Below are 25,954 nucleotides of genomic sequence, written 5' to 3'. Positions count from 1 at the left end.
ACGAGGGTCCGACGGGGCGAGCGGAATGGACGACGAGACGGCGGCGGGCCACGCCCGCGAGACGGGCCGGGCGTCCGCGACCGCGCCGGGACCACCGCGGCCGACGACCCCGCTGCGGGTGCTGGTCGCGGTCCGCTCGGCGACCCCGCTGCACCGCCTGCTCGACGCGTTGCGCGCCTTCTCCGGCGACCACCGGGTCGACATCCGGTTCACCCTCGTCCCCGGCTCCGAATTCTTCGTCGGCGCGCTGGCCGCGCTCGGCAGCGCCGGGGCGGAACAGATCCCCTGGGAGGAGGCCACCACCGACGCCGGCTGGCGCCTGGTGCTGGCCGCCAGCCCCAACGGGGAGCTGGACCGGCTCACGGCGCCGCTGGTGCTCCTCCCCCACGGTGCCGGACACAACAAGCGCGGCGCCGACGATCTGCCGATCACTTCCTCCGCCACGCGGCCGCGGCGCGACGACGGCCGCCCGCTGGTGACGCTGCACGCGGTCGCCCACCCCGGTCAGCGCCCGCGCCCCCCCGGGCTCTCGGCCGTGGTCGGCGACCCCACGCTGGACCGCATGGACCAGTCGCGTCCCCGCCGCGCCCGGTACCGGTCCGCGCTGGGCACCGGCGCCCGGCGGCTGGTGGTGCTCACCTCCACCTGGGGCCCGGAGTCGCTCCTCGCCCGACGTCCGGGCTTGCCGCTGCGCCTGGTGCGCGAGCTGCCACTGGACGGCTACCAGGTCGCCCTGGTGCTGCATCCCAACGTCTACAGCCGTCGCGGCCGGACCGGCCTCCGGCGCGAACTCGAACCAGCCCTGCACGCCGGACTGTTGCGGCCCGAACCCTACGAGGAGTGGGCGGCGGTGCTGCTCGCCGCCGACGTGGTGGTCTCCGACCACGGGTCCACCGCGCTGTACGCCGTCGCCCAGGGCGTCCCGGTGATCAACGGCTACGAGGGCGGTGCGGAACTACTGCCGGGCTCCCCGCTGGCCACCCTGCTCGCGGACGCGCCGCGACTGGACCACCACGCCCCTTACGCGGCGCAGCTCGACGCGGCCCGCACCGACGGCCCCTGCCAGGCCACTGGCCGCGCGGTGGCCGCCGCCTTCGCCGCCCGCGGCGAGGCACTGCCCCGGCTGAGGGCGCGGCTGTACGGGCTCCTCGGGATCGCACCGCCGGAAGCCGACCCGACCACCGATGCGACGCCCTTCCCCGTGCCCGCCGTCCGTGGTACCGGCCCGCACGCCACCGAGGTGTGGACGGTGAGCGAGGGCGACCTGGTGCGGGTGGTGCGACGGCCGCCGGGTGGGGACCCGGGCGACTTCCTGGCCGCCGACTCCGATCTGGCCGCCGCCCGCCTGTTGCAGAACGCGGCCCTGCTGCACCGCCGAGGCGATGTCCCCGCGGCCACCTTGGGCACACCGCTGGGCCCGGACGAGGTGTGGCGCGCGGAGGACTGGGCGCGTGAACGGCTGGACCGGTACCCGGTCTGCCGGGGCGTCGGACTGGTGGTGGCCGAGGACCGCTGCCTGTTGTGGCGTTCCGGCGAACCGGCCGTGGCGTTGCGCGCCGAGCTGTCGGCACCGCAGCAGACGGGCGCGCCGCTGGTCCGGCACGATCCGGTGGCCGTGCTGAGCGCGGTGCACGGGTGGCTCGACGCCCACCCCGGGGCGCCGCGACCCGGGCGGCTCACCTGCGTCGTCGCGGGCCGGGAAGCCACGGTCACGCTGACGGCGGCGACCGCCCTGGAGGTGGCGCTGCCGGTCGGCCCGCCCTGACGGGGACGCGGACGGGACCGGCCGCCGGGTGGAGGCCGACCTCACCGCCCGGCGTCCCCGGCCACCGCCACCGCCACCGCCACCGCCACCGCCACCGCCACCGGACGCCGACCCTCAGGCCGGCTCCATCCCGCGCGCCGCCTCGGCCAGCAACTCCCGCGCCACCGCGCGGTGTTCGGCGGCAGCTGTCACATCGCCCGACTCCTCCGCCAGCTCCGCCAGCGCGAGGTGAGCCCCGGTACGGTCATGGACGGCGCCTCGCTCCTCCGCGACGGCGAGCGCGGCCCGGTGCCAGCGACCCGCCTCCGCCCGGTCGCCGAGCGCACGGTGCACGGCGCCCAGCTCCTGTGCCGTGCGGCCGACCATCCGGGACCGGCCCTGCTCCCCCGCCAGGCCGTGTGCCTCCAGCAGCAGCGTCAGCGCCGTCCGCGGCTGCCGGCGCGCCAGCTCCGCGCGGGCCAGCAGATGCGTCTGGAGCAGCACGCCGTACTCGTTGCCGATCGCGCGGTGGATCTGCAGGGACGCGGCGAACCGGGAGGCGGCACCGTCCGCGTCGCCCCGGGCCAGCAGCAGTCCGCCCTCGAACTCCGTCACCGACGCCAGCAGCTTGTCGTCGCCCAGCGCCGCGGCGCCGCTCGCCGCCGGCCCCAGCGCGTCGGTCGCCCGCCGGAACTCCCCCGTCTCCCACAGGGCCCGCGCCAGCTGGCAACGCAGCCGGACCACCGCCCGGGGCCGCTCGTCCCGGGTGGCGCAGGCGACCCCCGCCTCGAACGCCTCGATCGCGGTGACATGCGGCCGATGGTCCATGAAATGGGGCCACAGCGCCTCCGCCAGCGCCCAGCCGTCGGCGTCCGCACCGGCGCGCAGCGCCGTCGTGACCGCCGAGTAGAGGGCGTGCCGCTCCCGCTGCGCCCAGTGCCGGGCCTCGGCGACATCGGCGAACGCCACGTCGGGCGCTCCGTCACCACCGTTGCCCGGGGCCTGCTCCGCGATCCGCATCCGTGCGCCACGCAGCCGGTCCGAGCGCTCGGCCTGCCGCCGGTACCAGCGGACCACGCGCCGCTCCGCCCGGACCAGCGCCTCGGGGTCCCCGGCGAGGCGGGCACACCGTTCGGCGTGGCGACGCGGCAGTTCGGCCAGCCGGAACCGCCCGTCGGCCGGGCCCCGTTCCAGCAGTCCGGCCCGGAGCAGCGCCGCCAGCGCGTCCTGTGCCGCGTGCTCCCCGCGCCCCAGCAGCGCGACCGCCGCCTCCGCGCACAGATAGGGCCCGCCCGGGTGCGCGGGCAGCAGCCGGTAGAGTTCGGCCGCCTCCTCCGGCAGTCGCCGGTACTCGGCGTCCCAGACCGCCTCGACCACGGGCAGGCCCTCCCGGTGCAGCTCCGCCACGGACCGGGCGACGGTGGACAGCTCGCGTTCGGCGAGGCGCTCTCCGGTGACGCGCAGCGCCAACGGCAGCCCGGAGCAGAAGCGGATCAGTTCGGCGACGGCGTCCGACTCCGCCCCGGAACGCCGCTCGTCGAGGTAGCGGCCGAGCAGTGTGGTGGAGTGCGCGTCGTCCAGCGGGCCCAGAGCGATCTCCACCGCCCCGGCCCGCACCAGCGCCGGCTGCCGGTGCGCGCTGGTGACGATGACCAGCGCGTGGGGTGAGGCGGGCAGCAGCTGCTCCGCCTCGTCCGCGCGGGCGACGCCGTCCAGGATCAGCAGCAGCCGTCGGCCGGAGGTGTGGGTGCGGTATGTGTCCAGCCGCACCCGGTGGTCCCGGCCTCGCAGGCCCGGGGGCAGCCGAAGCGCGTGAAGCAGTGTGTCGAGGAGGTCGGAGAAGTCCAGCGTGCCGTCCGGGGAGCGTCGTTCGGCGAGGTCCTGCCGAAGCTGCCCGTCCGGGTAGTGCGGGCTGAGCCGGTGCGCCAGCTCCTCGGCCAGCGCGGTCTTGCCGATTCCGGCGACGCCGCTGACGACCACCACCAGGGGCCGCGCGCCCTCGCGGGCGCGGCCGGCCGCTTCGGCGACCAGGGCGATCTCGGCGTCACGGTTCTCGAAGTGCGGGTCCTGGGCGGGCAACTGGCGCGGGGCGCCGAGCGGGAGACCCGCCGGGCCTCCGGCTGCGGGGTCGCCGCCGAAGTGGTAGTGCACGTCGCCGACGCTGCCTGCCTGGATGAGCGCCCCGAGGTGGGCGTCCCCGCTGACGCTGTTCCGTGTCTCGTCCGCCACGGGGCAACTCTAGGTCCTGCCGGGGTCCTGAGGGGGAGTTTCCTCTCGGGCCGGCGCGCGGCGGGGCCGGTGCCGGGCGGGCCGTCCGCCCGCTGCCGGCCTCCGGTCACCGCGGCGCTCTGCCCGCCCGTTCCGTCAGCCGCCCCCACAGCGCGTCGACCCGGGGACGCAGCTCCTCCGGCGTTCCGTCGTTCTCCACCACGAGGTCGGCGATGGCCAGACGCTGCTCCCGGTCGGCCTGGGCGGCCATCCGGGCGCGGGCGTCCTCCTCCCGCATCCCGCGCTGCCGCACCAGCCGGTCGAGCTGGAGAGCGGGGGGCGCGTCCACCACGACCACCAGGTCGTACCGATCGCCCAGCGCGTTCTCGGTGAGCAGCGGCACGTCGTGGACCACGATCGCGTCCGGGGCCGCCTCGGCCTGGAGCAGGGCGGAGCGTTCGGCGACCAGCGGGTGGACGATGGCGTTCAGCGCGGCCAGCCGCTCCGGGTCCGCGAAGACCACGGAACCGAGCCGTTCCCGGTCCAGCGCGCCGTCCGGCCTGGTGACGGCGGGGCCGAACTCGGCCACCACGGCGGCCAGTCCGGAAGTTCCGGGGGCCACCACCTCGCGCGCCACCACGTCGGCGTCGATCACCACCGCACCGTGCTCGGCGAGCAGCCGCACCACGGTGCTCTTGCCCGCGCCGATTCCTCCGGTCAGTCCCACAGTCAGCATCCGGGCAGGCTACCCCCCAGCGCGACGCGCACACGGTGCCACAGCACACGGCGCCCCCGGCCGTGATGGGCCGGGGGCGCCGAGGTGCGCCCGTACGGGCAGCGGTGGGATGGGCGCGTCCGGGCGGACGCACCTCTGGTCAGCGGCCGGGCGGGTCGCCGGAATCGTCGCCGTGGTCGTCACGCTCGGCGAGGAACCGCTCGAAGACCGCACCCAGTTCCTCGGCGGAGGGCAGTTCGGCCGGCTCGGCCATCAGGCTGCGCCGGGTCTCGGCGCCCGCCATCGCGTCGTACTGCTGCTCCAGCCCACGGACGACCGCCACCAGTTCCGCGTCGCCCTGGGCGATCTCCCGCTCGATCTCGTCCTGGGTGGCAGCGGCCGCCGACCGCAGCGCGTGCGCGGCACGCGGCAGCACCAGACCGGTGGCGGCGGTGATCGTCTCCAGGATGATCAGCGGCGCGTCGGGGTACCTGGAACGGGCCAGGTAGTGCGGCACATGGGCCGCAAGGCCCAGCGCGTCGTGGCCCGCTTCGGTCAGCCGCAGCTCGGTGAGGGCCGCCGCACTGCCGGGGACCTGCGCCTCGGCGAAGAGCCCGGGCTGCGCCGGCACCAGGTCGACGCGGTTGCCGTGCGGGGTCAGGCCCACCGGCCGGGTGTGCGGAACCCCCATCGGGATGCCGTGGAAGGTCAGCGCCAGCCGCACGCTCAGCCGGCGGGTGATCTGCTCCACCGCGGCGGTGAAGCTCTCCCACTCGACATCGGGCTCGGGACCGCTCAGCAGCAGGTAGGGCTGGCCGGTGGCGTCCGTGAGCAGCCGCAGCTCCAGCCGGGGCGTCTCGTAGCTCTCCCAGCGGTCACGCCGGAAGGTCATGGCGGGCCGGCGGGCGCGGTAGTCGACCAGGCGGTCGTGGTCGAAGCGGGCGACGACGATACCGGGCCGTTCCGCGCCGGCTCCGCCCGTGGCCCGGTCGTCCTCGGGCACCTCCGCCGCGTCGCTGTCGTCCCCGGCGTCGCTGTCGTCGTCCCCGGCGGTGGCACCGGCGTCGTGCTGGAGCGCTCCCTCCGGGTCGCCGTCCGGCGAGAGGGGCACGGGCGTGACCGGGGAGATCGGAGGCGCCGCCGAAGCTGCGGCGGGCACGTCCCCGGAGTCCTGGTCGCTCCCGGTCCCGGCCGCTTCGGCGGGCGCGGTGTCGAGGTCGGGGGCGAGTCCCTCACCGCTGTCGGCGTGCGCGGCGTCGCCGTCGGCGTCGAGCAGCTGCTCGACGAGCGCCGCCCCCGCCTCACCGGCGTCGATGAAGCCGTTGAAGTGGTAGATCATGACGAGCCCGGCGGCATCCGGACCGGACGCGGCCGCCTCGGCCTGCCGCAGGCCCTCGGGATCCCACGCGTACATCTCCTGCGGATCGCGCACCGCGCCGCACCCCTTCCACTTCGTTCTGTGTCCGGGCAACGCCGATCGGGGTGATCGCATTCCCGGGCACGCCAGAGAGTAGCGGCTGGAGCGCGCGCCGCGCCCGGCCGGGTACCCCGGGCCGGGCGCGGAAACGCGTCGGCCCCCGCGACCTGATGGTCGCGGGGGCCGATGTGCCGCTCAGTGCACGTCTGCCCGAAGGCAGCCGGTGATCAGCTCTGGCCGCCGGCCAGCTTCTCACGGAGCGCGGCCAGGGCCTCGTCCGAAGCCAGCGCGCCCGAGTCCTCGCTGGACGCGGAGGAGTACGAGCCGCCGCCGGAGGACGCACCGCCGCCGGACGAACCGCCGGCCGGGGCGCTGCCGCCGCCGGTGGAAGCACCCTCGGCCTCGGCCTGGGCGTCCGCCTCGCGGGACTTGATGACCTGCGCCTGGTGCTGCTCGAAGCGGACCTGCGCCTCGGCGTACTGGCGCTCCCACTCCTCGCGCTGCTTGTCGTACCCCTCGAGCCAGTCGTTGGCCTCGGGGTCGAAGCCCTCGGGGTAGATGTAGTTGCCCTGGTCGTCGTAGGACGCCGCCATGCCGTACAGGGTCGGGTCGAAGTCGACGGCCATCGGGTCGGCGCCGAAGTTCTCGTTCGCCTGCTTCAGCGAGAGGCTGATCCGGCGACGCTCCAGGTCGATGTCGATGACCTTGACGAAGATCTCGTCGTTGACCTGGACGACCTGCTCCGGGATCTCCACGTGGCGCTCGGCCAGCTCGGAGATGTGGACCAGACCCTCGATGCCCTCGTCCACACGGACGAACGCACCGAACGGCACCAGCTTGGTGACCTTGCCGGGCACGACCTGCCCGATCTGGTGGGTCCGGGCGAACTGCTGCCACGGGTCTTCCTGGGTCGCCTTGAGCGACAGGGAGACGCGCTCGCGGTCCATGTCGACGTCCAGGACCTCGACCGTGACCTCCTGGCCGACCTCGACGACCTCGGAGGGGTGGTCGATGTGCTTCCAGGACAGCTCGGAGACGTGCACCAGACCGTCCACGCCACCCAGGTCCACGAAGGCACCGAAGTTGACGATGGAGGAGACGACGCCGGAGCGCACCTGACCCTTCTGGAGGGTGGTGAGGAAGGTCTGACGGACCTCGCTCTGGGTCTGCTCCAGCCAGGCACGGCGGGACAGGACCACGTTGTTGCGGTTCTTGTCCAGCTCGATGATCTTGGCCTCGAGCTCCTTGCCCACATAGGGCTGGAGGTCGCGCACGCGGCGCATCTCGACCAGGGAGGCCGGGAGGAAGCCGCGGAGGCCGATGTCGAGGATGAGACCACCCTTGACGACCTCGATGACGGTACCGGTGACGATGCCGTCCTCTTCCTTGATCTTCTCGATGGTTCCCCAGGCGCGCTCGTACTGGGCGCGCTTCTTCGAGAGGATCAGGCGGCCTTCCTTGTCTTCCTTCTGGAGGACAAGGGCTTCGATCTCGTCACCGACGGCGACGACCTCGTTGGGGTCGACGTCGTGCTTGATCGACAGCTCGCGGGAAGGGATGACGCCCTCGGTCTTGTAACCGATGTCGAGCAGGACCTCGTCCCGGTCGACCTTCACGATGACGCCGTCGACGATGTCGCCGTCGTTGAAGTACTTGATCGTCTCGTCGATCGCGGCGAGGAAGTCTTCCTCGGAACCGATGTCGTTTACCGCAACCTGCGGGGTGGTCACGGTGCTCTCGGTGCTGCTCGTCATGTGGTAAAGGGCTCCGGTACGGACAAAGAATCGTAGGCACTACCACGCCGTGGGCCCTTTTCGCACCGCCGAAGCCAGACAGCCCAAGAAGCGCTCCCCGACGGGTCTCCGGCGGAACCGGAAGACCCAGGAAGCACCTCGACAACCGAGGGACATACAACAGATGCGAGCGCGGCCTGCTCCGTCTGAGGCACGCAAGCCCGCAGCGCGTCTTATAGCATACGGGCGCATCGGACCCCGGTCAATGCGCGCTTCGCCGCACGAGCGCAGCAAACGACGCAATTACGGCCCCTTCGGACACCAACAGCCCCTCAGGAGTGACGTCCGGCACCTCCGGTCGACGTCCCGCACACCCGTATCGCCGGACGACGGCCGGCGTGGGCACCCGGACCGGGCGCCCACGCGTTCGGCCCGTCAGTGCGCGGCCGTCTCCCAGGTGTCGCCGACCCCCACCGAGACGTCGAGCGGTGCCCGGAGCTCCACCGCGCCCGCCATCTCCCGGCGGACCAGGGTCTCCACCGCCTCACGCTCGCCCGGCGCCAGTTCCAGCACGATCTCGTCGTGCACCTGGAGCAGCAGCCGCGAGCTGAGCTTCTCCGCGCTCAGCGCGGCGTCGACCCGCAGCATGGCGATCTTCACGATGTCGGCCGCCGTGCCCTGGATGGGCGCGTTGAGTGCCATCCGCTCCGCCATCTCACGACGCTGGCGGTTGGAGCTGGTGAGGTCCGGGAGATAGCGGCGGCGGCCGAGGAGGGTCTGGGTGTAGCCGACGCCGGTCGCCTCCTGCACCACCCGGTGCAGGTAGTCGCGGACGCCGCCGAACCGCTCGAAGTAGGTGTCCATCAGCCTCCGCGCCTCCTCGGGGCTCACGGAGAGCTGCTGGGAGAGGCCGAACGCGGACAGGCCGTAGGCCAGCCCGTAGCTCATCGCCTTGATCTTGCGCCGCATCTCCGGGTCGACCTGCTCGCGCGGGACGCCGAAGACCTGGGACGCGACGGTGTCGTGGAGGTCCTCGCCGGAGGTGAACGCCTCCAGCAGACCCTCGTCCTCGGAGAGGTGGGCCATCACCCGCAGCTCGATCTGGCTGTAGTCGGCGGTGAGCAGCGCCTCGTACCCCTCCCCCACCACGAAGCCGCGGCGGATGGCACGGCCCTCGTCGGTGCGGATCGGGACGTTCTGGAGGTTGGGGTCGGTCGAGGAGAGACGGCCGGTGGCCGCCACGGTCTGGCTGAAGCTGGTGTGGATGCGGCCGTCGGGGGCGACCGTCTTGATCAGCCCCTCGACCGTGGTGCGGAGCCTGGCCTGCTCGCGGTGGCGCAGCATCAGCACCGGCAGCTCGTGGTCGGTCTGGGTCGCCAGCCAGGCCAGGGCGTCGGCGTCCGTGGTGTAGCCGGTCTTGGTCTTCTTGGTCTTGGGGAGGTTCAGCTCGCCGAAGAGCACCTCCTGGAGCTGCTTCGGAGAGCCGAGGTTGAACTCGTGGCCGACGGAGGCGTGCGCCGCCTCGACCGACTCCTGGACGGCGGCGGCGAACCGCTGCTCCAGCCCGGTGAACCAGCCGCGGTCGGCGGCGATGCCGGAGCGCTCCATCCGGGCGAGCAGTTCGGAGGTGGGCAGCTCGATGTCGTGCAGCAGCTCCAGCGCGCCGACGTCGCGCAGCCGGTGTTCCAGCGCGGTGCCCAGATCGAGGACGGTACGGGCCTGCTGCATCAGGGCGGTGGCCTCGGCCGCGTCGTCGGCGCCGAAGGCCAGCTGCCCGTCGGCGGTGGCGGCGGGGGCCAGCTCGCGGGCGAGGAACTCCACGCTCAGGCCGTCCAGCGCGAAGGAGCGGCGACCGGGCTGCACCAGGTAGGCGGCCAGGGCGGTGTCCATGGTGACGCCGGCGACTCCCCAGCCGTGGTCGGCGAAGACCCGCTGCGTCTGCTTGGCGCCGTGCACGACCTTCGGCCGGGCGGCGTCGGCGATCCAGGCGGCGAAGGCCCGGTCGTCCGCCTCGTCCAGTTCGGCGGGGTCGAACCAGGCCGCGGGCCCGTCGGCGGTGGCCAGGGCGACGGCGTGCACCGAGCCGGTGCCCAGCGCCCAGGTGTCGACGGTGGCGAGCCCCAGCGGGACGTCGGCGTGCTCGTCCAGCCAGGGGGCGAGCCCGCCGGTGGCCAGGACCGAGCCGTCGACCTCGACACCGTCGGCGGGGGCGGCGGCCTCCTCGGCCACACCGGACGGGTCCATGGCGAACAGCCGCTCGCGGAGGTTCTGGTTGCGGAACTCCAGGGAGTCCAGCATCACGGTGACCGCGTCCCGGTCGTAGGCGGCGCGCTCCAGCTCGGCGGGGCCGGCGGGCAGCTCGACGTCCCGGACCATCTCGGTCAGCTCACGGTTGAGCCGCACCGACTCCAGGTGGTCCCGGAGGTTCTGGCCGGCCTTGCCCTTGACCTCGTCGGCCCGCTCCAGCAGCTCGGCGAGCGAGCCGAACTGGCTGATCCACTTGGTCGCCGTCTTCTCTCCCACCCCCGGGATACCGGGGAGGTTGTCCGAGGGGTCGCCGCGCAGGGCCGCGAAGTCCGGGTACTGGTCCGGACGCAGACCGTACTTCTCCTCGATCTTCCCCGGGGTGAACCGGGTCAGCTCGGACACGCCCTTGGTGGGGTAGAGGACGGTGACGTTCTCGGTCACCAGCTGGAAGTTGTCGCGGTCGCCGGTGACGATCAGCACCTCGAAGCCGTCGGCCGCGGCCTGGGTGGCGAGGGTGGCGATGACGTCGTCGGCCTCGAAGCCGTCGACGGCGAACCGCCGTACCGCCATGGCGTCCAGCAGCTCACCGATCAGCTCCACCTGGCCGCGGAAGGCGTCCGGGGTGGCGGAGCGGGTCGCCTTGTACTCCGGGAACCGCTCGGAACGCCAGGTCTTGCGGGAGACGTCGAACGCGACGGCGAGGTGGGTCGGCGCCTCGTCACGCACGGTGTTGGCCAGCATGGAGGTGAAGCCGTAGATGGCGTTGGTGGGCTGACCCACGGCGGTGGTGAAGTTCTCCGCCGGCAGCGCGAAGAACGCCCGGTAGGCCAGCGAATGGCCGTCCAGCAGCATCAGGCGTCGGGCGGTCTCGGTCTTCTTCTCTGCGGTCTTCGCCGTGTTCTCAGCCACGCCCCGCATCCTCCCACGCTCCACCGACAGTGCCCGCCGCCGCGCCCCGGCCGGAGGAGCCGCGGGCGGGAGGTGCCGGGGCCCGGGCTCTGTGCCGTCGTCGCCCGGCCGTGAAACCATCGGAGGCGACGACGCCACAGGGAGACGCAGATGCCTCAGCCGCCCTCGGGCGATCCGGTCCAGGACGCCCCCCGTACCTCGGGTCCGCAGGACAGTGCCGCCGGACTGCCGGCCATCGCCCGGTCGCTGGACATGGCGCGCCGGGAGATGGGGGTGCGCCGCACCGCCCTGACCCTGCTCAATGTCAACCAGCACGGGGGGTTCGACTGCCCGGGCTGCGCGTGGCCGGAGCCGGACAAACCGCACACGGCGGAGTTCTGCGAGAACGGCGCCAAGGCCGTCGCGGAGGAGGCCACGGTGCTGCGGGTGCGGCCCGAGTTCTTCGACCGGCACCCCCTCGACGACCTGGCCGGCCGCTCGGGCTACTGGCTGGGCAAGCAGGGCCGGCTCACCACTCCGATGTACCTGGCCGAGGGCGACGACCGCTACCGGCCGGTCTCCTGGGAGCGGGCGCTCGAACTGGTCGCCGATGAACTGCGCGCGCTGGACTCGCCGGACGAGGCGGTCTTCTACACCTCGGGCCGGACCAGCAACGAGGCGGCCTTCCTCTACCAGCTGTTCGCGCGGGAGTTCGGTACCAACAACCTGCCGGACTGTTCCAACATGTGTCACGAGTCGTCCGGTTCGGCGCTCGGCGAGACCATCGGCGTCGGCAAGGGCAGCGTGTCGCTGAACGATCTCCACCAGGCCGACCTGATCATCGTCGCGGGGCAGAACCCGGGCACCAACCACCCGAGGATGCTCACCGCGCTGGAGCGGGCCAAGCAGGCGGGCGCCAGGATCATCACCGTCAACCCGCTGCCGGAAGCGGGACTGAGGCGGTTCAAGAACCCGCAGACGCCGCGCGGGCTGGCCGGTCCCGGCACCGAGCTGACCGATCTCTTCCTGCAGATCCGGCTCGGCGGCGACCAGGCGCTGTTCCGGATGCTCAACAAGCTGGTCCTGGAGGCGGACCAGGGCACCGACGACGCCTTCATCGCGGAACACACCCACGGCTTCGAGGAGTTCACCCAGGCCGCGCGCGCCGCCGAGTGGGAGTCCACGCTCCGGGCGACCGGGCTGGAGCGGGAGGAGATCGAGGCGGCGCTGTCGATGGTCCTCGGCTCCCGTCGCACGGTGGTCTGCTGGGCGATGGGACTCACCCAGCACAAGCACTCGGTGCCCACCATCCGCGAGATCGTCAACCTGCTGCTGCTCCGCGGCGACATCGGGAAGCCGGGTGCCGGCGTGTGTCCGGTGCGCGGTCACTCCAACGTGCAGGGCGACCGCACGATGGGGATCTTCGAGCGGCCGGACGCCGCGTTCCTGGACGCGCTGGAACGCGAGTTCGGCTTCGCGCCGCCGCGTGAGCACGGCCTGGACACCGTGCGCTCGATCCGCGCGCTGCGGGACGGCGACGTCAAGGTGTTCTTCGCCATGGGGGGCAACTTCGTCGCCGCCTCGCCCGACACGGCCGTCACCGAGGACGCGATGCGGCGGGCGGCGCTCACCGTGCACGTCTCGACCAAGCTCAACCGCTCGCACTGCGTGACCGGCGCCCGCGCCCTGATCCTGCCGACGCTCGGCCGCACCGAACGCGATGTACGCGGCGGCCGGGAGCAGTTCGTGACGGTCGAGGACTCCATGGGGATGGTGCACGCCTCGCGCGGCAGGCTCGCCCCGGCCGACCCCGGGCTGCTGTCGGAGTCCGCGATCGTCTGCCGGCTGGCCCGGCTGGTCCTCGGGGAGGACAGCGCTACGCCCTGGGAGGAGTTCGAGCGGGACTACGGGCTGATCCGGGACCGCGTCGCCCGGGTGGTGCCGGGCTTCGAGGACTTCAACACACGGGTGGCCGAACCCGGCGGGTTCGCGCTGCCCCACGCGCCGCGCGACGAACGGCGATTCCCGACCGCCACCGGCAAGGCCAACTTCACCGCCGCGCCGGTGGAGTTCCCCGAGGCCGGACCGGGCCGGCTGCTGCTCCAGACCCTCCGCTCCCACGACCAGTACAACACCACGATCTACGGCCTGGACGACCGCTACCGCGGGGTGCGCGGCGGCCGGCGCGTGGTGCTGGTCAACCCCGGGGACGCCGCCGAACTCGGTCTGGCCGACGGGAGCTACGCCGACCTGGTGAGCGAATGGCGGGACGGTTCGGAACGCAGGGCACCGGGATTCCTGGTCACCCACTACCCGACGGCGCGCGGCTGCGCGGCGGCCTACTACCCGGAGACCAATGTGCTGGTCCCGCTGGACTCGACGGCCGACGTCAGCAACACACCCACCAGCAAGTCGGTGGTGATCCGGCTGGAGCCGGTCGGGTCGGCCGGCTCGGCTCCCTCGTCCTGACCGATCGGCCTCGCCTTCCGACCGCCCGGCGCCGGGCGGTCGTCCCCCTCCCCCGCCGCTGAGCGCTGGCTTAGGCTGGTCGCCGGGCCGGCCGGCGGTCCAGCGACGAACGGAGAGCGGCGCCATGGGCGAGCAGTCCCCCACCGAGTTCCCGCAGGAGATCCTCGACCAGTGGTCGGGGCTGGGCATCGATCTGCCGTCGCTGTTCTCGGCGGGGCACCTCGGCGAGAGGATGGGGCTGCGGGTGCTGCGCGCCGCACCCGGCGAGGTGGTCGGCACGCTGCCGGTGGAGGGCAACACCCAGCCGTACGGGCTGCTGCACGGGGGTGCGTCCGCGGTGCTGGCCGAGACCCTTGGCTCGGTGGGCGCCATGCTGCACGGCGGTCCGCACAAGCTGGCGGTCGGGGTGGACCTCAACTGCACCCACCACCGCGGGCTGCGATCGGGGCTGATCACCGGTACGGCCACTCCGGTCCACGCGGGCCGCACCTCGGCCACCTACGACATCGTGATCACCGAGGAGAACGGCAAGCGGGTCTGCACGGCGCGGCTCACCTGCGCGCTGCGGGACAACCCCGGGGCACCGGCGGCCGACAGAAGGTGAGCGGCGGGGCGTGCGGCGGCACGAGGACCCCGGACGCGGCGGCGGGGCCGGGACGTGTGACACGTCCCGGCCCCGCCGTCCGTCGTTCCGCGACCGGTCAGTCGACCTCGACGTGCTCGCCGAGGTAGGCGGCGCGGATGCGCGGGTCGGCCAGCAGGGTGTCGGCCGGCCCGGACATCACCACCTCACCGGTCTCCAGCACATAGCCGCGGTTGGCCAGCTGGAGCGCCTGTGAGGCGTTCTGCTCGACCAGCAGCAGCGTGGTGCCCTGTTCGTTGACCTCGCGCAGGATGTCGAAGATCTGGTCCACGATCAGCGGTGCCAGACCCATCGACGGCTCGTCCAGCAGCAGCAGTTCGGGCTTGCCCATCAGCGCGCGGCCGATGGCCAGCATCTGCTGCTCACCGCCGGAGAGCGTGCCGGCGATCTGCTTGCGGCGTTCCTGGAGCCGCGGGAAGAGCGTGAACACCCGGTCCAGGTCGTCCGGGTCGGGACGCCGGAACCGGAACGCCCCCATGTTGAGGTTCTCCAGGACCGTCATCCGGGCGAACACCCGTCGGCCCTCGGGCACATGCCCCAGCCCGAACTGCACCAGCTCGTGCGAGGCGATGCCGTCGATCCGCTCACCGTGCAGCAGGACCGAGCCGTGGCGCGGCGCGATCATGCCCGAGACGGTCTTCAGCGTGGTCGACTTGCCGGCGCCGTTGGCGCCGAGCAGAGCCACGGCCTCACCCTGGCCGACCGTGATGTCGATGCCCTTGAGCGCCTCGATGGCGCCGTAGAAGACCCGCAGGTCACGCAGTTCCAGCAGTGCCGCGCGGTCCTGCGCGGGGGTCTTGTCCAGTTCAGGCCCGCTCATGCGTGGCCACCCTTCTCCGTGTCCGGGGCGCTCGCGTCACCCGGGCCGGCCTCGTCCTCCGGTGCCGTGCGGGCTCCGGGGACCCCGGACTCCTCCGCCGTGTGCTCGGCCTCGGTCACCTCGGTGACGTGCTCGGCCTGCGCCGCCACGATCTCCGCCACCGCGCTGTCCTCCGCCGCGGAGCCGAGGTACGCCTCGATCACGGCCGGGTTCTGCTGGATCTCCGCGGGGGTGCCCTCGGCGATCTTCTTGCCGAAGTTGAGCACCGTGACCCGGTCGGCCACCGACATCACCAGCCGCATGTCGTGCTCGATCAGCAGGACGCTGACACCGAGTTCGGTGTTGATGCGGCGGATCAGCGTCTCCAGGTCGCGCTTCTCCGTGGGGTTGGTACCGGCGGCGGGCTCGTCCAGGAGCAGCAGTTCGGGGCTGGTGGCCAGCGCCCGTGCGATCTCCAGTCGCCGCTGCTCGCCGTAACTGAGCGAGGCGGCCAGCTCGTTGATCCGGCTTTCCAGCCCGACGAACCGCATCACCTCATGGGCCTTGCGGTCGCTCTCCTTCTCGGCGCGGCGCGCGTGCGGCAGCCCGAGCATGATGGAGATGGCGTCGGTCCGCTGCCGTGTCTCGTACGCGATCTTCACGTTCTCGATCGCGGTGAGCGCGCCGAAGAGGCGGATGTTCTGGAAGGTGCGCGAGACGCCCATCCGGCTGACCTTGAACGGCTTGGCGCCGAGCAGGTCGTGCTCGCCGCCGTCCCGGGCGAGGAACCGGATGTCCCCCTCCTGCGGAACGTACACGCCGGTCAGCGAGTTGAAGAGGGAGGTCTTGCCCGCGCCGTTCGGCCCGATGATGGCCAGGATCTCGCCCCGGTTCATCGTGAGGTCGACGGAGTTCAGGCTGGTCAGACCGCCGAACCGCAGGGTCACCCCCGCCGCCTTCAGCACCAGATCCGACGCGGCCGCCGCGGCGGTGCCCGCGCTCTGCTTCATCTCGGTCGTCATACCTGCTTGCCTCCTGCCGTACCGCCCAGCGCGTCGGCGCCGCCGGTGCCCTCCTCCGCCATGTGCAGCTCACGCTGGCGGCGTCGGGACGGCCACAGTCCCTGCGGCCGGTAGATCATCATGACCACCAGCAGCGCGCCGAGGTACATGTAGCGGTCCTGCGGCGGCACGGAGTCCCGCAGGAACTCCGGCAGCCAGACCAGCACCGCCGTACCCACCAGCACTCCGGGCAGCGATCCCATGCCGCCGAAGATGACGTAGGCGAGGACCAGGATGGAGAAGAGGACGATGAACGCCTCGGAGTTGATGTACGCGAGTTTGCTCGCGTAGATCACGCCGGCGATACCCGAGGTGGAGGCGCCGATCGCGAAGGCGAGCAGCTTGAACCGGACGGTGTCGACGCCGGTGGAGGCCGCCGCCACCTCGTCCTCGCGGATCGCGGTCCAGGCACGGCCCACCCGCGAGTGCTCCAGGCGGATGAAGAGGAAGAGCAGCGCCACGATGAAGGCGAGCAGCAGCCAGTAGTAGGGGCGCGGGTCCAGGCCCCAGCTGTAGGACCAGAAGCCGAGGTCGATGCTGAACCGCTCGACGCGCGCACCGCTGGTGCCGCCCGTGAAGCTCTGCCAGTTCTTGGCACCGAGGTAGACGATCTCGTGGAAGCCGAGCGTCACGATCGCCAGGTAGTCACCGCGTAGTCGCAGTGTCGGCGCGCCCAGCAGCACTCCCGCGACGAGGCAGGTGATCACGGCGACCGGGATCACCGCGAAGTTGTTCAGCTCCATGGGCGGGGCGACCGGCAGCGAGCCGGTCCAGAAGGCCGCGCTGTAGGCGCCGATGGCGAAGAACGCGATGAAGCCGAGGTCGAGCATGCCCGCCCAGCCGACCACCACGTTCAGGCCGATGGCCAGCAGCACATAGATCGCGATCTGGTCGACCAGTACCTGCTGCCAGTGCCGCGACACCAGCAGCGGCAGCACGATCAGGAAGACCAGCACCCCGCTGAGGATCGCCACCCGCAGCCAGAACTGCTTGCGCCAGACGGCCTGCACCTCGCCGGCCGGTGCCTTGACCGTCTGCTTGGCCGTCTTCCAGGCGTTGCCGAGCGGTGTGTGCACGAACTCGCGCACCACCCAGATGCCGACGCAGACCGCCAGCCACACCAGGATGCCGGTGCTGGTGAAGTTCTCCTTCAGGGCGTAGAAGATGTCGCGGTTGGTGCCCTCGACACCGGTGACCTGGGCCCCGACGACGGCTACGCCGACGAGGGCGGCCAGGCGCCGCCAGCGCGGCTCCTGGTACCAGGAGGTCTTGCGCAGCCGCGCCGCCGCGGATACCTCGCGTACGGTTTCGGTAGTCGTCATGCTGTCCTCGCAACCCGCTCGCCGAGAATGCCCGTGGGCCGGAACATCAGGACCAGCACCAGTACGGCGAACGCGCCGACGTAGCGCCAGGCGTCACCCCAGACCTCAACCGTGAACGCCTCGACCAGGCCGAGGGTGAGTCCGCCGAGCATCGCTCCGCGGACGTTGCCGATCCCGCCGAGCACCGCCGCCGCGAAGGCCGTGATGCCGGGCAGGAAGCCCATCGTGTAGAAGACCTGGTTGGTGGTGCCGAACAGGAATCCGGCGACACCGCCCATCAGCCCGCCGAGCACGAAGGTGCGCGAGACCACCTTGTCGATGTTGACGCCCATGAGGGAGGCGACCTCGGGGTCCTGCGCGACCGCGCGGATGCCCGAGCCGAGCTTGGTCCGGTTCACCACGAAGTCCACGGCGACCAGCATGACCACGGCGGCGCCGAGGATGAGGGTCTGCGTGATGTTCAGGGTGGAGCCGAAGATGGTCACTACCGTCTTGTTCTCGTACATCTGCGGCATCGGCATCGGGTTGCGCCCGAAGAGCTTGCCGGCCAGGTTGTAGAGAAAGAACGACGCGCCGATCGCCGTGATCAGGAAGACCAGGCGTGGAGCTCCGCGTCTCCGGAGCGGGCGATACGCCACTTTCTCCAGGAAGAAGGCGACGGTCCCGCCGAGTGCCGCGCCGAAGAGAATGCCGAGCAGCACATAGACGATCGACTGGAGTCCGGACGGGTCGGCCGCGGGGACGAAAATAGTCAGCGCGATGACTCCGCCGAAACCGCCGACCATGAAAACCTCGCTGTGCGCGAAGTTCAGCAGCTGGAGAACACCGTAAACAAGTGTGTAGCCAATGGCGATAACGGCGTACAACGAGCCGAGTACCGCCCCCAGGATCAGGACATCCCAGAAGTCATTGAAACTCATCGAGGGCACTTCCTTGCGAGAACAGCCACCTGGCGCCGCCGTCTAGGACGGGTCAGGGCGGCAGCCACTTCGGAGAGCGGCGGGGCGTGGGTTCGTCCACGCCCCGCCGAAGGTGAGATCCGGTGGCTCAGCCGACCAGGTCCTCGACGTTGCCGCGCGACACGATCTCGCCCTCTTCGACCTGGTAGATGTAGATGCCGGAACCGGCGTACTCACCCTTGTCGTCGAAGCTGAGGGTCTTGGCGACACCGTCGTGCTCGCCCTGGGCGACCGTCTCGTGGACGGAGGCACGGTCGGCGCTGTCACCGAGCTCGTTGACGGCCTCGATGATCATCATCGCGGCGTCGTAGGCCTCCGGGGAGTACGTGCCGGGCGCCCGGTTGTACTCGGCCTCGTAGCGCTCGGTGAAGCCCTGGCCGACCTCGTCCTCGGTGAGGTCGCGGCAGGGGCAGCTGAGGTACCAGCCCTCGGCCGCGCCACCGGAGGCGAGGTTGACGAACTCCGGGTCCTTGACGCCGTCGCCGCCGAGGCCGATGCCGTCGTAGCCCTGCTCGGAGAGCTTCACCGCGAGGGGCGCCGCCTGCGAGTAGTAGCCGGTGTAGACCACGGCGTCCGTGGAGGACTGCATCACGGTGCGGGCGATGGAGCTGTGGTCGACGGTGTTCTCCGGGAGCTGCTCCCGCTGCACCTCGATACCGGCTCCGTCGAGGTTCTCCTCGATCACGTTGGCAAGGCCGACCGCGTAGTCGCCGAGGTCGTCGATGACGACGGCCTTCTCGACGCCCTCGCTCACGAAGAAGTCGGCTATCGCGGCGCCCTGCTCGGCGTCGTTGGGCACACCGCGCAGGAAGGTCGGGAAGCCCTGCTCGGTGAGGTCGGGGTTGGTGGCGGAAGGCGAGAGCGCCGTCAGCTCGGCCTCGCCGTACACCGGGGCGGCCACGTTGGCGGCGCCGGAGAACGCGGGGCCGACCACGGCGATCACGTCGCTGTTGTCGATGACGAGCTGGGCGGCGGAGGTGGCCTGGCCGGGCTCACCGCGGTCGTCCGCTCCGAGGTAGTCGAAGGTGACGTCGTAGTCGCCCGACTCGTTGGCGTCCTTGATCGCCAGCTTGACGCCGTTCTCCATGTTGATGCCGAGGTCGGCGTTGGGGCCGGAGAGCGGGCCCTGGTACGCGATGGTGAAGCTGCCACCGCCTCCGCCGTCGCCGCCGGCGCTGCCGCCGCCACCGTCGTCGCTGCCGCAGGCGCTCAGCGCCAGCGCGCCGATCGCGACCGGCAGCGCGATTTTCACGATCCGCTTGTTCAGCATCAGAAACCCCCTGGAACGAGTCCAGTCAAGACGTCACCGCACAGGACTCGTGCCCAAACGTTCACGGGTGCGGCGTGGAGCGGAATCTATTGCCCTCCACGCTGCACTAACAGACGGGAAGCCCAAGTGTGATCGCCTCGTGACCTGGGTCATGCGCCGAAATCAGAACGCTCCTTACCGGTTACCGGACGACACCTCCAAGATCAACCCCCAGTTCAGGAGCGGTACCGGAGGGAGGCCGGGGACCACTTCGCGATACCGGACGCAACACCTCCGCAACCGCGGTGAAACGGCGACGGAACGGCCGCGGACAGCGGCGCGGACAGCGGCGCGGAGTGTTCGCGTGTCGACGTGCCGGGCGGTCACGGAACCGGCCAACAGAGTTGCCCCGCACGGGATAACCAAGATTTCCGCCGCTCTCACCGAGGCGGCCGGAATATGGGTGTGCCCCACCGCTATACCAGCGGGTTCCGGACCGGACCCGGGCCCCGGCCCACGTCCTCCGGACACGCGGGACGGCACGCGCGGATCCCCGAAAGGGTGTGGGCCGACGCGGCGGGCCGCCCGGCGGGATGGTCCCACCGGGCGACCCGGAAGCGCGTCACATCGCGCGGTGCCGCCGTTCCCCGGCCCGGCGGCACCGCACGGACGGGTTCACTTGTTGCGGCGGCGCTCCTCCGCGTCCTCCAGGACGGCCTCCGCGACCTGCCGCATGGAGAGCCGGCGGTCCATCGACGTCTTCTGCACCCAGCGGAACGCGGCCGGCTCCGTCAGCCCGTACTGGGTCTGCAGCACGCTCTTGGCGCGGTCGACCAGCTTGCGCGTCTCCAGCCGCTCGGCGAGGTCGGTGACCTCCTGGGAGAGGGTGCGCAGTTCGTGGAAGCGGGAGACGGCGATCTCGATCGCGGGGACGACATCGGTCTTGGAGAAGGGCTTGACCAGGTACGCCATGGCGCCGGCGTCCCGGGCGCGCTCGACGAGGTCGCGCTGGGAGAAGGCGGTGAGCATCAGCACCGGGGCGAGCTGCTCCTCGGCGATCTTCTCGGCCGCCGAGATGCCGTCCATCACGGGCATCTTGACGTCCAGGATGACCAGGTCGGGCCGGTGTTCGCGGGCGAGTTCCACCGCGCGCTGGCCGTCTCCGGCCTCGCCCACGACGGTGTACCCCTCCTCCTCCAGCATCTCCTTGAGGTCCAGCCGGATCAGCGCCTCGTCCTCGGCGATGACCACCCGGGTGGTCTGCGGCGGTACGTGGGCGGAGTCCTCCGGCACGGTGGCATCGTCGCGCTGGGGGTCGGGCTCGGGAACGTCGGCGGTGCTCACGGTGCTCCTCGGGTTTCTGCACGGCGGGGCACACACGAGAGTACCCAGCTACGGTATGTTGGGGGCACGGCGGGTTCCCTCCGGCCTTGCTTATCAAGGCACGCCCCGGTAGCCCAGCGGCAGAGGCGATGTTCTCAAACAACATTCAGCGTGGGTTCGAATCCCACCCGGGGCACTTTCCCTGCGTTTCCCAGGGACGCGCCCAGCGCGGCTTTCCGTCAGCGGCCAGGATCAGCTCTCACCACTTCGGGTGAACAGGCTTTCGATTCCTGGCCTTCCGTGTGTCCGGGGACCAGTCTGGACGCATGAGCGAACGGCGAACGGGCGGGAGCGGGCCGCCGATCAGAGGTCACGGGCCTCCCGCGCGGCGGGGTCGATCCCTCGTCACCGCTCCGGAGCGGTGGGCCCGCCCCGGAGCGGAGCGCGGTTCAGCGCTCCCCGATGTGATGGATCCGCACCAGGTTGGTGGTGCCGGGCACCCCGGGCGGCGAGCCGGCGGTCATGACGACGGTCTCCCCTTTGGCGCAGCGGCCCATGCGGCGCAGCCGGCCGTCGAGCAGCTCGACCATGGCGTCGGTGGTGTCGACCATCGGCACCACGTGCGCCTCCACGCCCCAGGTGAGGCTGAGCTGGTTGCAGGTGCGCTCGTCGGGAGTGAACGCCATCACGGGGATGGGCGAGCGGTAGCGCGAGAGCCGGCGCACGGTGTCCCCGGACTGGGTGAAGGCGACCAGCAGCGAGGCGTCCAGGAAGTCGCCGATCTCGGCGGCGGCCCGCGCCACCGCACCGGCCTGGGTGTGCGGCTTGGTGGCGTCGGTCAGCGTCGGCAGCCCACGGGAGAGCATGTCCTCCTCGGCCGCCGCGGCGATCCGACTCATCGTGCGCACCGTCTCGTTGGGGTAGGCGCCGACGCTGGTCTCGCCGGAGAGCATCACCGCGTCCGCGCCGTCGAGGATGGCGTTGGCGACGTCCGACGCCTCGGCCCGGGTGGGGCGCGAGGAGTTGATCATCGAGTCGAGCATCTGCGTGGCGACGATGACCGGCTTGGCGTTGCGCTTGGCGAGCTTGACCGCGCGCTTCTGGACGAACGGCACGTCCTCCAGCGGCACTTCCACTCCGAGGTCACCACGGGCGACCATGATCCCGTCGAAGGCGTCGACGATGTCCTGGAGGTTGGCCTCCGCCTGCGGCTTCTCGATCTTGGCGATGACCGGCAGGAAGCAGCCCTCCTCCCCCATGACCCGGTGCACCTCCTTGATGTCGTCGCCGGCGCGCACGAAGGAGAGCGCGATGACGTCGACCCCGGTGCGCAGCGCCCAGCGCAGGTCCTCGATGTCCTTGGCGGAGAGCGCGGGCACGGACACAGCGACGCCGGGCAGGTTGAGCCCCTTGTGGTCGGAGACCATGCCGCCCTCGACGACGGTGGTGCGGACGTCGGTGCCCTCCACCGCGGTCACGCGCAGGGCGACGCGGCCGTCGTCGATGAGGATGTCCTCTCCCACCCCGACGTCGGCGCAGAGACCGGCGTAGGTGGTGCCGCACCGGTCCTGGTCGCCCTCGACGTCCTCGGTGGTGATGGTGAAGCTGTCCCCGGACTCCAGCAGCACCGGGCCGTCCCGGAACGTCCCGAGCCGGATCTTGGGGCCCTGCAGGTCGGCGAGGATGCCGATCCCGCGCCCGGCCTCGCGCGCGGCCCGCCGCACCCGGTGGTAGCGCTGTTCGTGCTCCTCGTGGGCGCCGTGGCTGAGGTTGAGGCGGGCGACGTCCATGCCGGCGTCAACCAGCCCCGTGATCTGCTCGTACGAGTCTGTCGCGGGCCCAAGTGTGCAGACGATTTTCGCTCGGCGCATGCCATCGACTCTAGGACTTACCGAGGGGTAGGGATGACCATCCGGAGGTCGAATACACGTCGTCCGCGTATCCGTTTCCCGTTGAGGAGATATGGCCGTGCGGATGGGCGCTTGGGCGCTCCGATGAGCGCACCGAAGGGCGCCGGAGCGGCGCCGCGCGCGGTCCGGACGGCGGGGTCCGGACCGCGGGGGCGGGCGTCACACGAGGGGATCGACGGGAGGCCGTCCGGGAGCTTTCGGCCCCGGGTCCGGGCGGCGTCCGGGTGGGGGCGGTCCGGTGAGTCCGAAGGTGGTGAACGCGGTGCGCTCGGGGAGCGCGTAACGGCACTCGCCGAACAGCCCGTTCAGGATGGTCGCGGAGCGATGCGCGACCAGCCCGAGGTCGGGCGTCCCGACACCATGGGTGTGGCGTTCTCCTCCGGCGACGTAGACGGCACCGGTGACGGCCGGGTCCAGCCGCAGCCGGTAGTCCGCGCCGACCAGTGGGCGTCCCGCGTCGTCCCGCTCCACCGCCTCGGCCAGCTCACCGAGCAGCGGTTCCAGCGGACGGTCCCGGTAGCCGGTGGCGAGCACCACCGCGTGGGTCTCCAGCGTGGTCTCGCTCTCCTGTTCGGCGTGGGAGAGTCGCAGCTCGACCGTGCCGCCCGGTCGCCGTTCGGCGCCGAGGACGGCCACTCCGGGGGTGAGGACGGCGTCCGGCCAGCCGCCGCGCTGGGTTCGGCTGAGCAGTTCGCCGTGGATGGCGGAGAGGGTGTCGTGGTCGATCGCCTTGTGGAGCTGCCACTGACGGTCCACGAGCGCGTCACGGGTGGGTTCGGGCAGACCGTGGAAGTAACGCGTGTAGTCGGGGGTGAAGTGTTCCAGCCCGAGCTTGCTGTACTCCATGGGCGCGAAGGCGGGTGAGCGGGTGAGCCAGTGCAGCCGTTCGGCCCCGGCGGGCCGGCGCCGCAGCAGGTCGAGGAAGACCTCGGCGCCGGACTGACCCGAGCCGACGACGGTGATGTGGTCCGCCGTCAGCAGCTGTTCACGGTGGTCCAGGTAGTCGGCGGAGTGGATGACGGGGGCGCCGGTCCCCCCGGCGAGCGGCCGCAGATGTTCGGGAAGGTGTGGGGCGCTGCCGGTGGAGAGCGCCAGATTGCGGGCCCGCACCTGGCGGGCGGGCGCGCCGTCGGCGTCCGGCCCGGTGGGGTCGACGGTGAGGTCGAACAGTCGCTGGGCGGCGTTCCAGCGGACACCGCGCACGCGCTGTCCGAACCGCAGGGAGGGGAGGCGCTCGCTGGCCCAGCGACAGTAGGCGTCGTAGTCGGTCCGCTCGATGTGGAAGGTCTCCGCGAAGTAGAACGGGAAGAGCCGCCGCTGCTCCTTGAGGTAGCCGAGATAGCTCCATCGGCTGGTGGGATCGACGAGGCTGACCAGGTCGGCGAGGAAGGGCACTTGCAGGGTGGTGCCCTCGATCAGCAGGCCCGGGTGCCAGTGGAAGGCGGGCCGCTGGTCGTACCAGGCTGCTTCGAGGCCGGCTTCGCCGTCGGCGAGGGCGGCGAGGGAGAGCCCGGCCGGGCCGATCCCCACCCCGGCGAGATCGAGGGGCCGGTCGGTCCCGGGCAGCGGCGCGGCGGGCTCGGCGGGTTCGGTGGCTCGGGTGGTGTGGTCGCGGCTCGTGTGCTCCCGGGTCAGGTCGTCCCGGACCGGGTGGTCGCTGTGGGTGGTGCGGTTCATTCGGTCGTTCCCCCGGTGCTGTTGCGGGCTGCTTCGCGCACCAGCTTGAGCAGCGCCCGGAGGTCGCCGCTCTGGGTGTGCGGGTTGAGGACGGTCACCTTCAGCCAGGTGGCCGTGTGCCCCTCGGTGTCGGTCGCCAGGGCGCGGCCGAGGACGGCGCTGCCGTCCCGCAGCAGGCGGCGGCGCAGTTCGGCGACCTGTTCGTCGGTCCCGTCCACCGGCCGGAACAGCACGGTGGAGATGGTGGGCCGGCTGTGCAGTTCGAACCGCTCGTCGGCGGTGACGAGGTCGGCGAGCTCCGCGGCCACGGCGCAGCAGCGGTCGACCAGGGTGGCCAGCCCGCGGTGGCCGAGAGCCTGGAGGGTGACGGCGATCTTGAGGACGTCCGGGCGGCGGGTGGTGCGCAGCGAGCGGCCGAGGAGGTCGGGCAGCCCGGCCTCGGTGTCGTCGTCGGCGTTGAGGTAGGGAGCCTGGTGGCCGAGCGGGGTGAGCGCGGCGGCGTCGGGCACGGTGAGCAGTCCGGCGGCGGCCGGTTGCCAGCCCAGCTTGTGCAGGTCCAGTGCGACGCTGTCGGCCCGTTCGAGTCCGGCCAGCTTCGGGCGGTGGGTGGGGCTGAACAGCAGGGTGCCGCCGTAGGCGGCGTCCACATGGAGGCGGGCGCCGTGGGAGGCGGCGAGGTCGGCGAGTTCGGGCAGCGGGTCGATGGCGCCCCGGTCCGTGGTGCCGGCGGTGGCTATCAGCAGCGTCGGCGCCTCCGGTTCCCGGCCGAGCGCCTGCCGCACGGCGGCCGGGTCGAGGACGCCGCGCGGGGTGGGGATCACCACCGGGTCGGGGAGGCCGAGCAGCCAGGTGGCGCGGCTGACGCTGTGGTGGGCGTTGGCCCCGCAGACGGTGCGGAGCGTGGCCGGAAAGCGCTCCCGGGCCAGCAGCACGCCGAGTTGGTTGGACTCGGTGCCACCGGTGGTGACCAGGGCGTCCGGGCGGGTGGCGGTGGGGTGGACCAGCGCGGCCAGGGCGGCGGTGGTGCGGGTCTCCAGGGCGGTGGCGGCGGGTGCCTGGTCCCAGGAGTCCATGGAGGGGTTCAGGGCGCTGGCGGCGAGGTCGGCGGCGGCGGCGATGGCCAGCGGCGGGCAGTGCAGATGGGCGGCGCAGTGGGGGTCGGCGGGGTCGGCGGCGCCTTCGGCCAGTGCGTGCACGAGTTGCCGCAGCGCGGTCTCGGAACCGGTGCCCTCTGCGGGGATGACGGGGTGCGTCTGCTCGGCGAGGTGCCGTTCGACGGCTTCTGGGCCGCCGGCGGGCAGTGGTCCGCAGCGGCTGGCGGCGCCGTCGGCCAGCGCGGCGAGGACGACGTCCAGCAGGGGCCGGAGGGCGCGCGGTCCGGCGGTGCCGCCAGCGAGCAGGTGGGGGTCTGGGGCGGCGGGCATGGTGGCTCCCGGTGGGTACGCGGTGCCCCGCTGTGGTGCCGGGCCGTGGTGTGGGGCGCGGTCGCGGGGCAGTGGTCGGGTACGGGCCGGACGACGGTGGCCGGCGGTGCGGATGGCCGGGCGGTGCACGGCGGACGGGCCGCGGTGACGCCCGTGCGGGTGGGCT

The 25,954-nt window shown here is 72.1% G+C and carries 17 protein-coding genes and 1 tRNA gene; 4 read left to right on the top strand and 14 right to left on the bottom strand.

The features are described from left to right. Positions 1 to 25: 25 nt before the first annotated feature. Positions 26 to 1,765, top strand: a complete 1,740-nt coding sequence (locus E0D90_RS04370) for a translation initiation factor 2 (RefSeq protein WP_130796659.1) — start codon at positions 26 to 28, stop codon at positions 1,763 to 1,765. A 114-nt stretch (positions 1,766 to 1,879) separates the two neighbouring features. On the opposite strand, the gene E0D90_RS04365 is transcribed toward E0D90_RS04370, so the two are convergent. The 5 genes from E0D90_RS04365 to polA form a co-directional block, all read right to left on the bottom strand. Next, entirely contained in the window at positions 1,880 to 3,973 is a 2,094-nt protein-coding gene (locus E0D90_RS04365) for an AAA family ATPase (protein ID WP_130796658.1), read from the bottom strand. 106 nt (positions 3,974 to 4,079) lie between these two features. Continuing rightward, positions 4,080 to 4,688: a dephospho-CoA kinase gene (gene coaE / locus E0D90_RS04360; RefSeq protein ID WP_130796657.1), complete on the bottom strand. Its 609-nt coding sequence runs from the start codon at positions 4,686 to 4,688 to the stop codon at positions 4,080 to 4,082. Between the two features lie 139 nt (positions 4,689 to 4,827). Further along, positions 4,828 to 5,778 carry a PAC2 family protein gene (locus E0D90_RS04355; protein WP_103503757.1) on the bottom strand — a complete coding sequence of 317 codons (951 nt, stop codon included), beginning with the start codon at positions 5,776 to 5,778 and terminating at the stop codon, positions 4,828 to 4,830. Between the two features lie 533 nt (positions 5,779 to 6,311). Further along, positions 6,312 to 7,838 carry a 30S ribosomal protein S1 gene (rpsA, locus tag E0D90_RS04350; RefSeq protein ID WP_103503741.1) on the bottom strand — a complete coding sequence of 509 codons (1,527 nt, stop codon included), beginning with the start codon at positions 7,836 to 7,838 and terminating at the stop codon, positions 6,312 to 6,314. Positions 7,839 to 8,252: 414 nt separating this feature from the next. After that, a complete protein-coding gene (polA, locus tag E0D90_RS04345; RefSeq protein ID WP_130796656.1) occupies positions 8,253 to 10,982 on the bottom strand; it encodes a DNA polymerase I in 2,730 nt (909 codons plus the stop codon). A gap of 141 nt (positions 10,983 to 11,123) precedes the next feature. Between polA and E0D90_RS04340 the strand changes: the two genes are divergently transcribed. Together E0D90_RS04340 and E0D90_RS04335 are read left to right on the top strand one after the other, a co-directional pair. Then, the gene (locus E0D90_RS04340; RefSeq protein WP_130796655.1) at positions 11,124 to 13,421 is read left to right on the top strand and encodes an FdhF/YdeP family oxidoreductase; all 2,298 of its coding nucleotides are present in this window, start codon (positions 11,124 to 11,126) and stop codon (positions 13,419 to 13,421) included. A 124-nt stretch (positions 13,422 to 13,545) separates the two neighbouring features. Continuing rightward, on the top strand, positions 13,546 to 14,025 hold the full coding sequence (locus tag E0D90_RS04335; RefSeq protein ID WP_103503738.1) for a PaaI family thioesterase: 480 nt from the start codon (positions 13,546 to 13,548) through the stop codon (positions 14,023 to 14,025). A 97-nt stretch (positions 14,026 to 14,122) separates the two neighbouring features. Here E0D90_RS04335 and E0D90_RS04330 read toward each other — a convergent pair whose 3' ends face one another. From E0D90_RS04330 to E0D90_RS04305, 6 genes are all read right to left on the bottom strand, one after another. Then, positions 14,123 to 14,884 carry an ABC transporter ATP-binding protein gene (locus E0D90_RS04330; protein ID WP_103503737.1) on the bottom strand — a complete coding sequence of 254 codons (762 nt, stop codon included), beginning with the start codon at positions 14,882 to 14,884 and terminating at the stop codon, positions 14,123 to 14,125. After that, the gene (locus E0D90_RS04325) at positions 14,881 to 15,885 is read right to left on the bottom strand and encodes an ABC transporter ATP-binding protein (protein WP_130796654.1); all 1,005 of its coding nucleotides are present in this window, start codon (positions 15,883 to 15,885) and stop codon (positions 14,881 to 14,883) included. Before E0D90_RS04325 ends, E0D90_RS04330 begins: the two co-directional genes overlap by 4 nt. Further along, complete coding sequence (locus E0D90_RS04320; protein ID WP_130796653.1) at positions 15,882 to 17,246, bottom strand: branched-chain amino acid ABC transporter permease; 1,365 nt, start codon at positions 17,244 to 17,246, stop codon at positions 15,882 to 15,884. Before E0D90_RS04320 ends, E0D90_RS04325 begins: the two co-directional genes overlap by 4 nt. Continuing rightward, positions 17,243 to 18,166, bottom strand: coding sequence for a branched-chain amino acid ABC transporter permease (locus E0D90_RS04315; protein WP_130796652.1), 924 nt, complete (start codon positions 18,164 to 18,166; stop codon positions 17,243 to 17,245). The genes E0D90_RS04320 and E0D90_RS04315 overlap by 4 nt, the downstream gene beginning before the upstream one ends. A gap of 127 nt (positions 18,167 to 18,293) precedes the next feature. Next, positions 18,294 to 19,475, bottom strand: a complete 1,182-nt coding sequence (locus tag E0D90_RS04310; protein WP_130796651.1) for a branched-chain amino acid ABC transporter substrate-binding protein — start codon at positions 19,473 to 19,475, stop codon at positions 18,294 to 18,296. Between the two features lie 654 nt (positions 19,476 to 20,129). Beyond that, positions 20,130 to 20,798 (bottom strand): ANTAR domain-containing response regulator, encoded by a 669-nt coding sequence (locus E0D90_RS04305; protein ID WP_438827367.1) that lies wholly within the window; start codon positions 20,796 to 20,798, stop codon positions 20,130 to 20,132. A gap of 102 nt (positions 20,799 to 20,900) precedes the next feature. On the opposite strand from E0D90_RS04305, the gene E0D90_RS04300 reads away from it, so the two are divergent. Further along, positions 20,901 to 20,973, top strand: a tRNA-Leu gene (locus E0D90_RS04300). A 253-nt stretch (positions 20,974 to 21,226) separates the two neighbouring features. Here the strand turns inward: E0D90_RS04300 and pyk are convergent. The 3 genes from pyk to E0D90_RS04285 form a co-directional block, all read right to left on the bottom strand. After that, a complete protein-coding gene (gene pyk / locus E0D90_RS04295; RefSeq protein ID WP_130796650.1) occupies positions 21,227 to 22,648 on the bottom strand; it encodes a pyruvate kinase in 1,422 nt (473 codons plus the stop codon). Between the two features lie 198 nt (positions 22,649 to 22,846). After that, positions 22,847 to 24,364, bottom strand: coding sequence for a lysine N(6)-hydroxylase/L-ornithine N(5)-oxygenase family protein (locus E0D90_RS04290; RefSeq protein ID WP_130796649.1), 1,518 nt, complete (start codon positions 24,362 to 24,364; stop codon positions 22,847 to 22,849). Beyond that, on the bottom strand, positions 24,361 to 25,788 hold the full coding sequence (locus tag E0D90_RS04285; RefSeq protein ID WP_130796648.1) for a pyridoxal phosphate-dependent decarboxylase family protein: 1,428 nt from the start codon (positions 25,786 to 25,788) through the stop codon (positions 24,361 to 24,363). The genes E0D90_RS04290 and E0D90_RS04285 overlap by 4 nt, the downstream gene beginning before the upstream one ends. Positions 25,789 to 25,954: the final 166 nt, after the last annotated feature.

It is taken from the genome of Streptomyces otsuchiensis (assembly GCF_004305975.1).
Lineage (GTDB): Bacteria > Actinomycetota > Actinomycetes > Streptomycetales > Streptomycetaceae > Streptomyces > Streptomyces otsuchiensis.
This window is presented reverse-complemented; position numbering and strand designations above follow the sequence as displayed.

Bases quoted from the DNA above. Each gene is read 5' to 3' on its own strand.
- E0D90_RS04370 (WP_130796659.1), top strand. From the start codon at position 26: ATGGACGACGAGACGGCGGCGGGCCACGCCCGCGAGACGGGCCGGGCG.
- coaE (WP_130796657.1), bottom strand. From the start codon at position 4,688: ATGCTGACTGTGGGACTGACCGGAGGAATCGGCGCGGGCAAGAGCACC.
- rpsA (WP_103503741.1), bottom strand. From the start codon at position 7,838: ATGACGAGCAGCACCGAGAGCACCGTGACCACCCCGCAGGTTGCGGTA.
- polA (WP_130796656.1), bottom strand. From the start codon at position 10,982: ATGCGGGGCGTGGCTGAGAACACGGCGAAGACCGCAGAGAAGAAGACC.
- E0D90_RS04340 (WP_130796655.1), top strand. From the start codon at position 11,124: ATGCCTCAGCCGCCCTCGGGCGATCCGGTCCAGGACGCCCCCCGTACC.
- E0D90_RS04335 (WP_103503738.1), top strand. From the start codon at position 13,546: ATGGGCGAGCAGTCCCCCACCGAGTTCCCGCAGGAGATCCTCGACCAG.
- E0D90_RS04330 (WP_103503737.1), bottom strand. From the start codon at position 14,884: ATGAGCGGGCCTGAACTGGACAAGACCCCCGCGCAGGACCGCGCGGCA.
- E0D90_RS04325 (WP_130796654.1), bottom strand. From the start codon at position 15,885: ATGACGACCGAGATGAAGCAGAGCGCGGGCACCGCCGCGGCGGCCGCG.
- E0D90_RS04320 (WP_130796653.1), bottom strand. From the start codon at position 17,246: ATGACGACTACCGAAACCGTACGCGAGGTATCCGCGGCGGCGCGGCTG.
- E0D90_RS04315 (WP_130796652.1), bottom strand. From the start codon at position 18,166: ATGAGTTTCAATGACTTCTGGGATGTCCTGATCCTGGGGGCGGTACTC.
- E0D90_RS04310 (WP_130796651.1), bottom strand. From the start codon at position 19,475: ATGCTGAACAAGCGGATCGTGAAAATCGCGCTGCCGGTCGCGATCGGC.
- pyk (WP_130796650.1), bottom strand. From the start codon at position 22,648: ATGCGCCGAGCGAAAATCGTCTGCACACTTGGGCCCGCGACAGACTCG.
- E0D90_RS04290 (WP_130796649.1), bottom strand. From the start codon at position 24,364: ATGAACCGCACCACCCACAGCGACCACCCGGTCCGGGACGACCTGACC.
- E0D90_RS04285 (WP_130796648.1), bottom strand. From the start codon at position 25,788: ATGCCCGCCGCCCCAGACCCCCACCTGCTCGCTGGCGGCACCGCCGGA.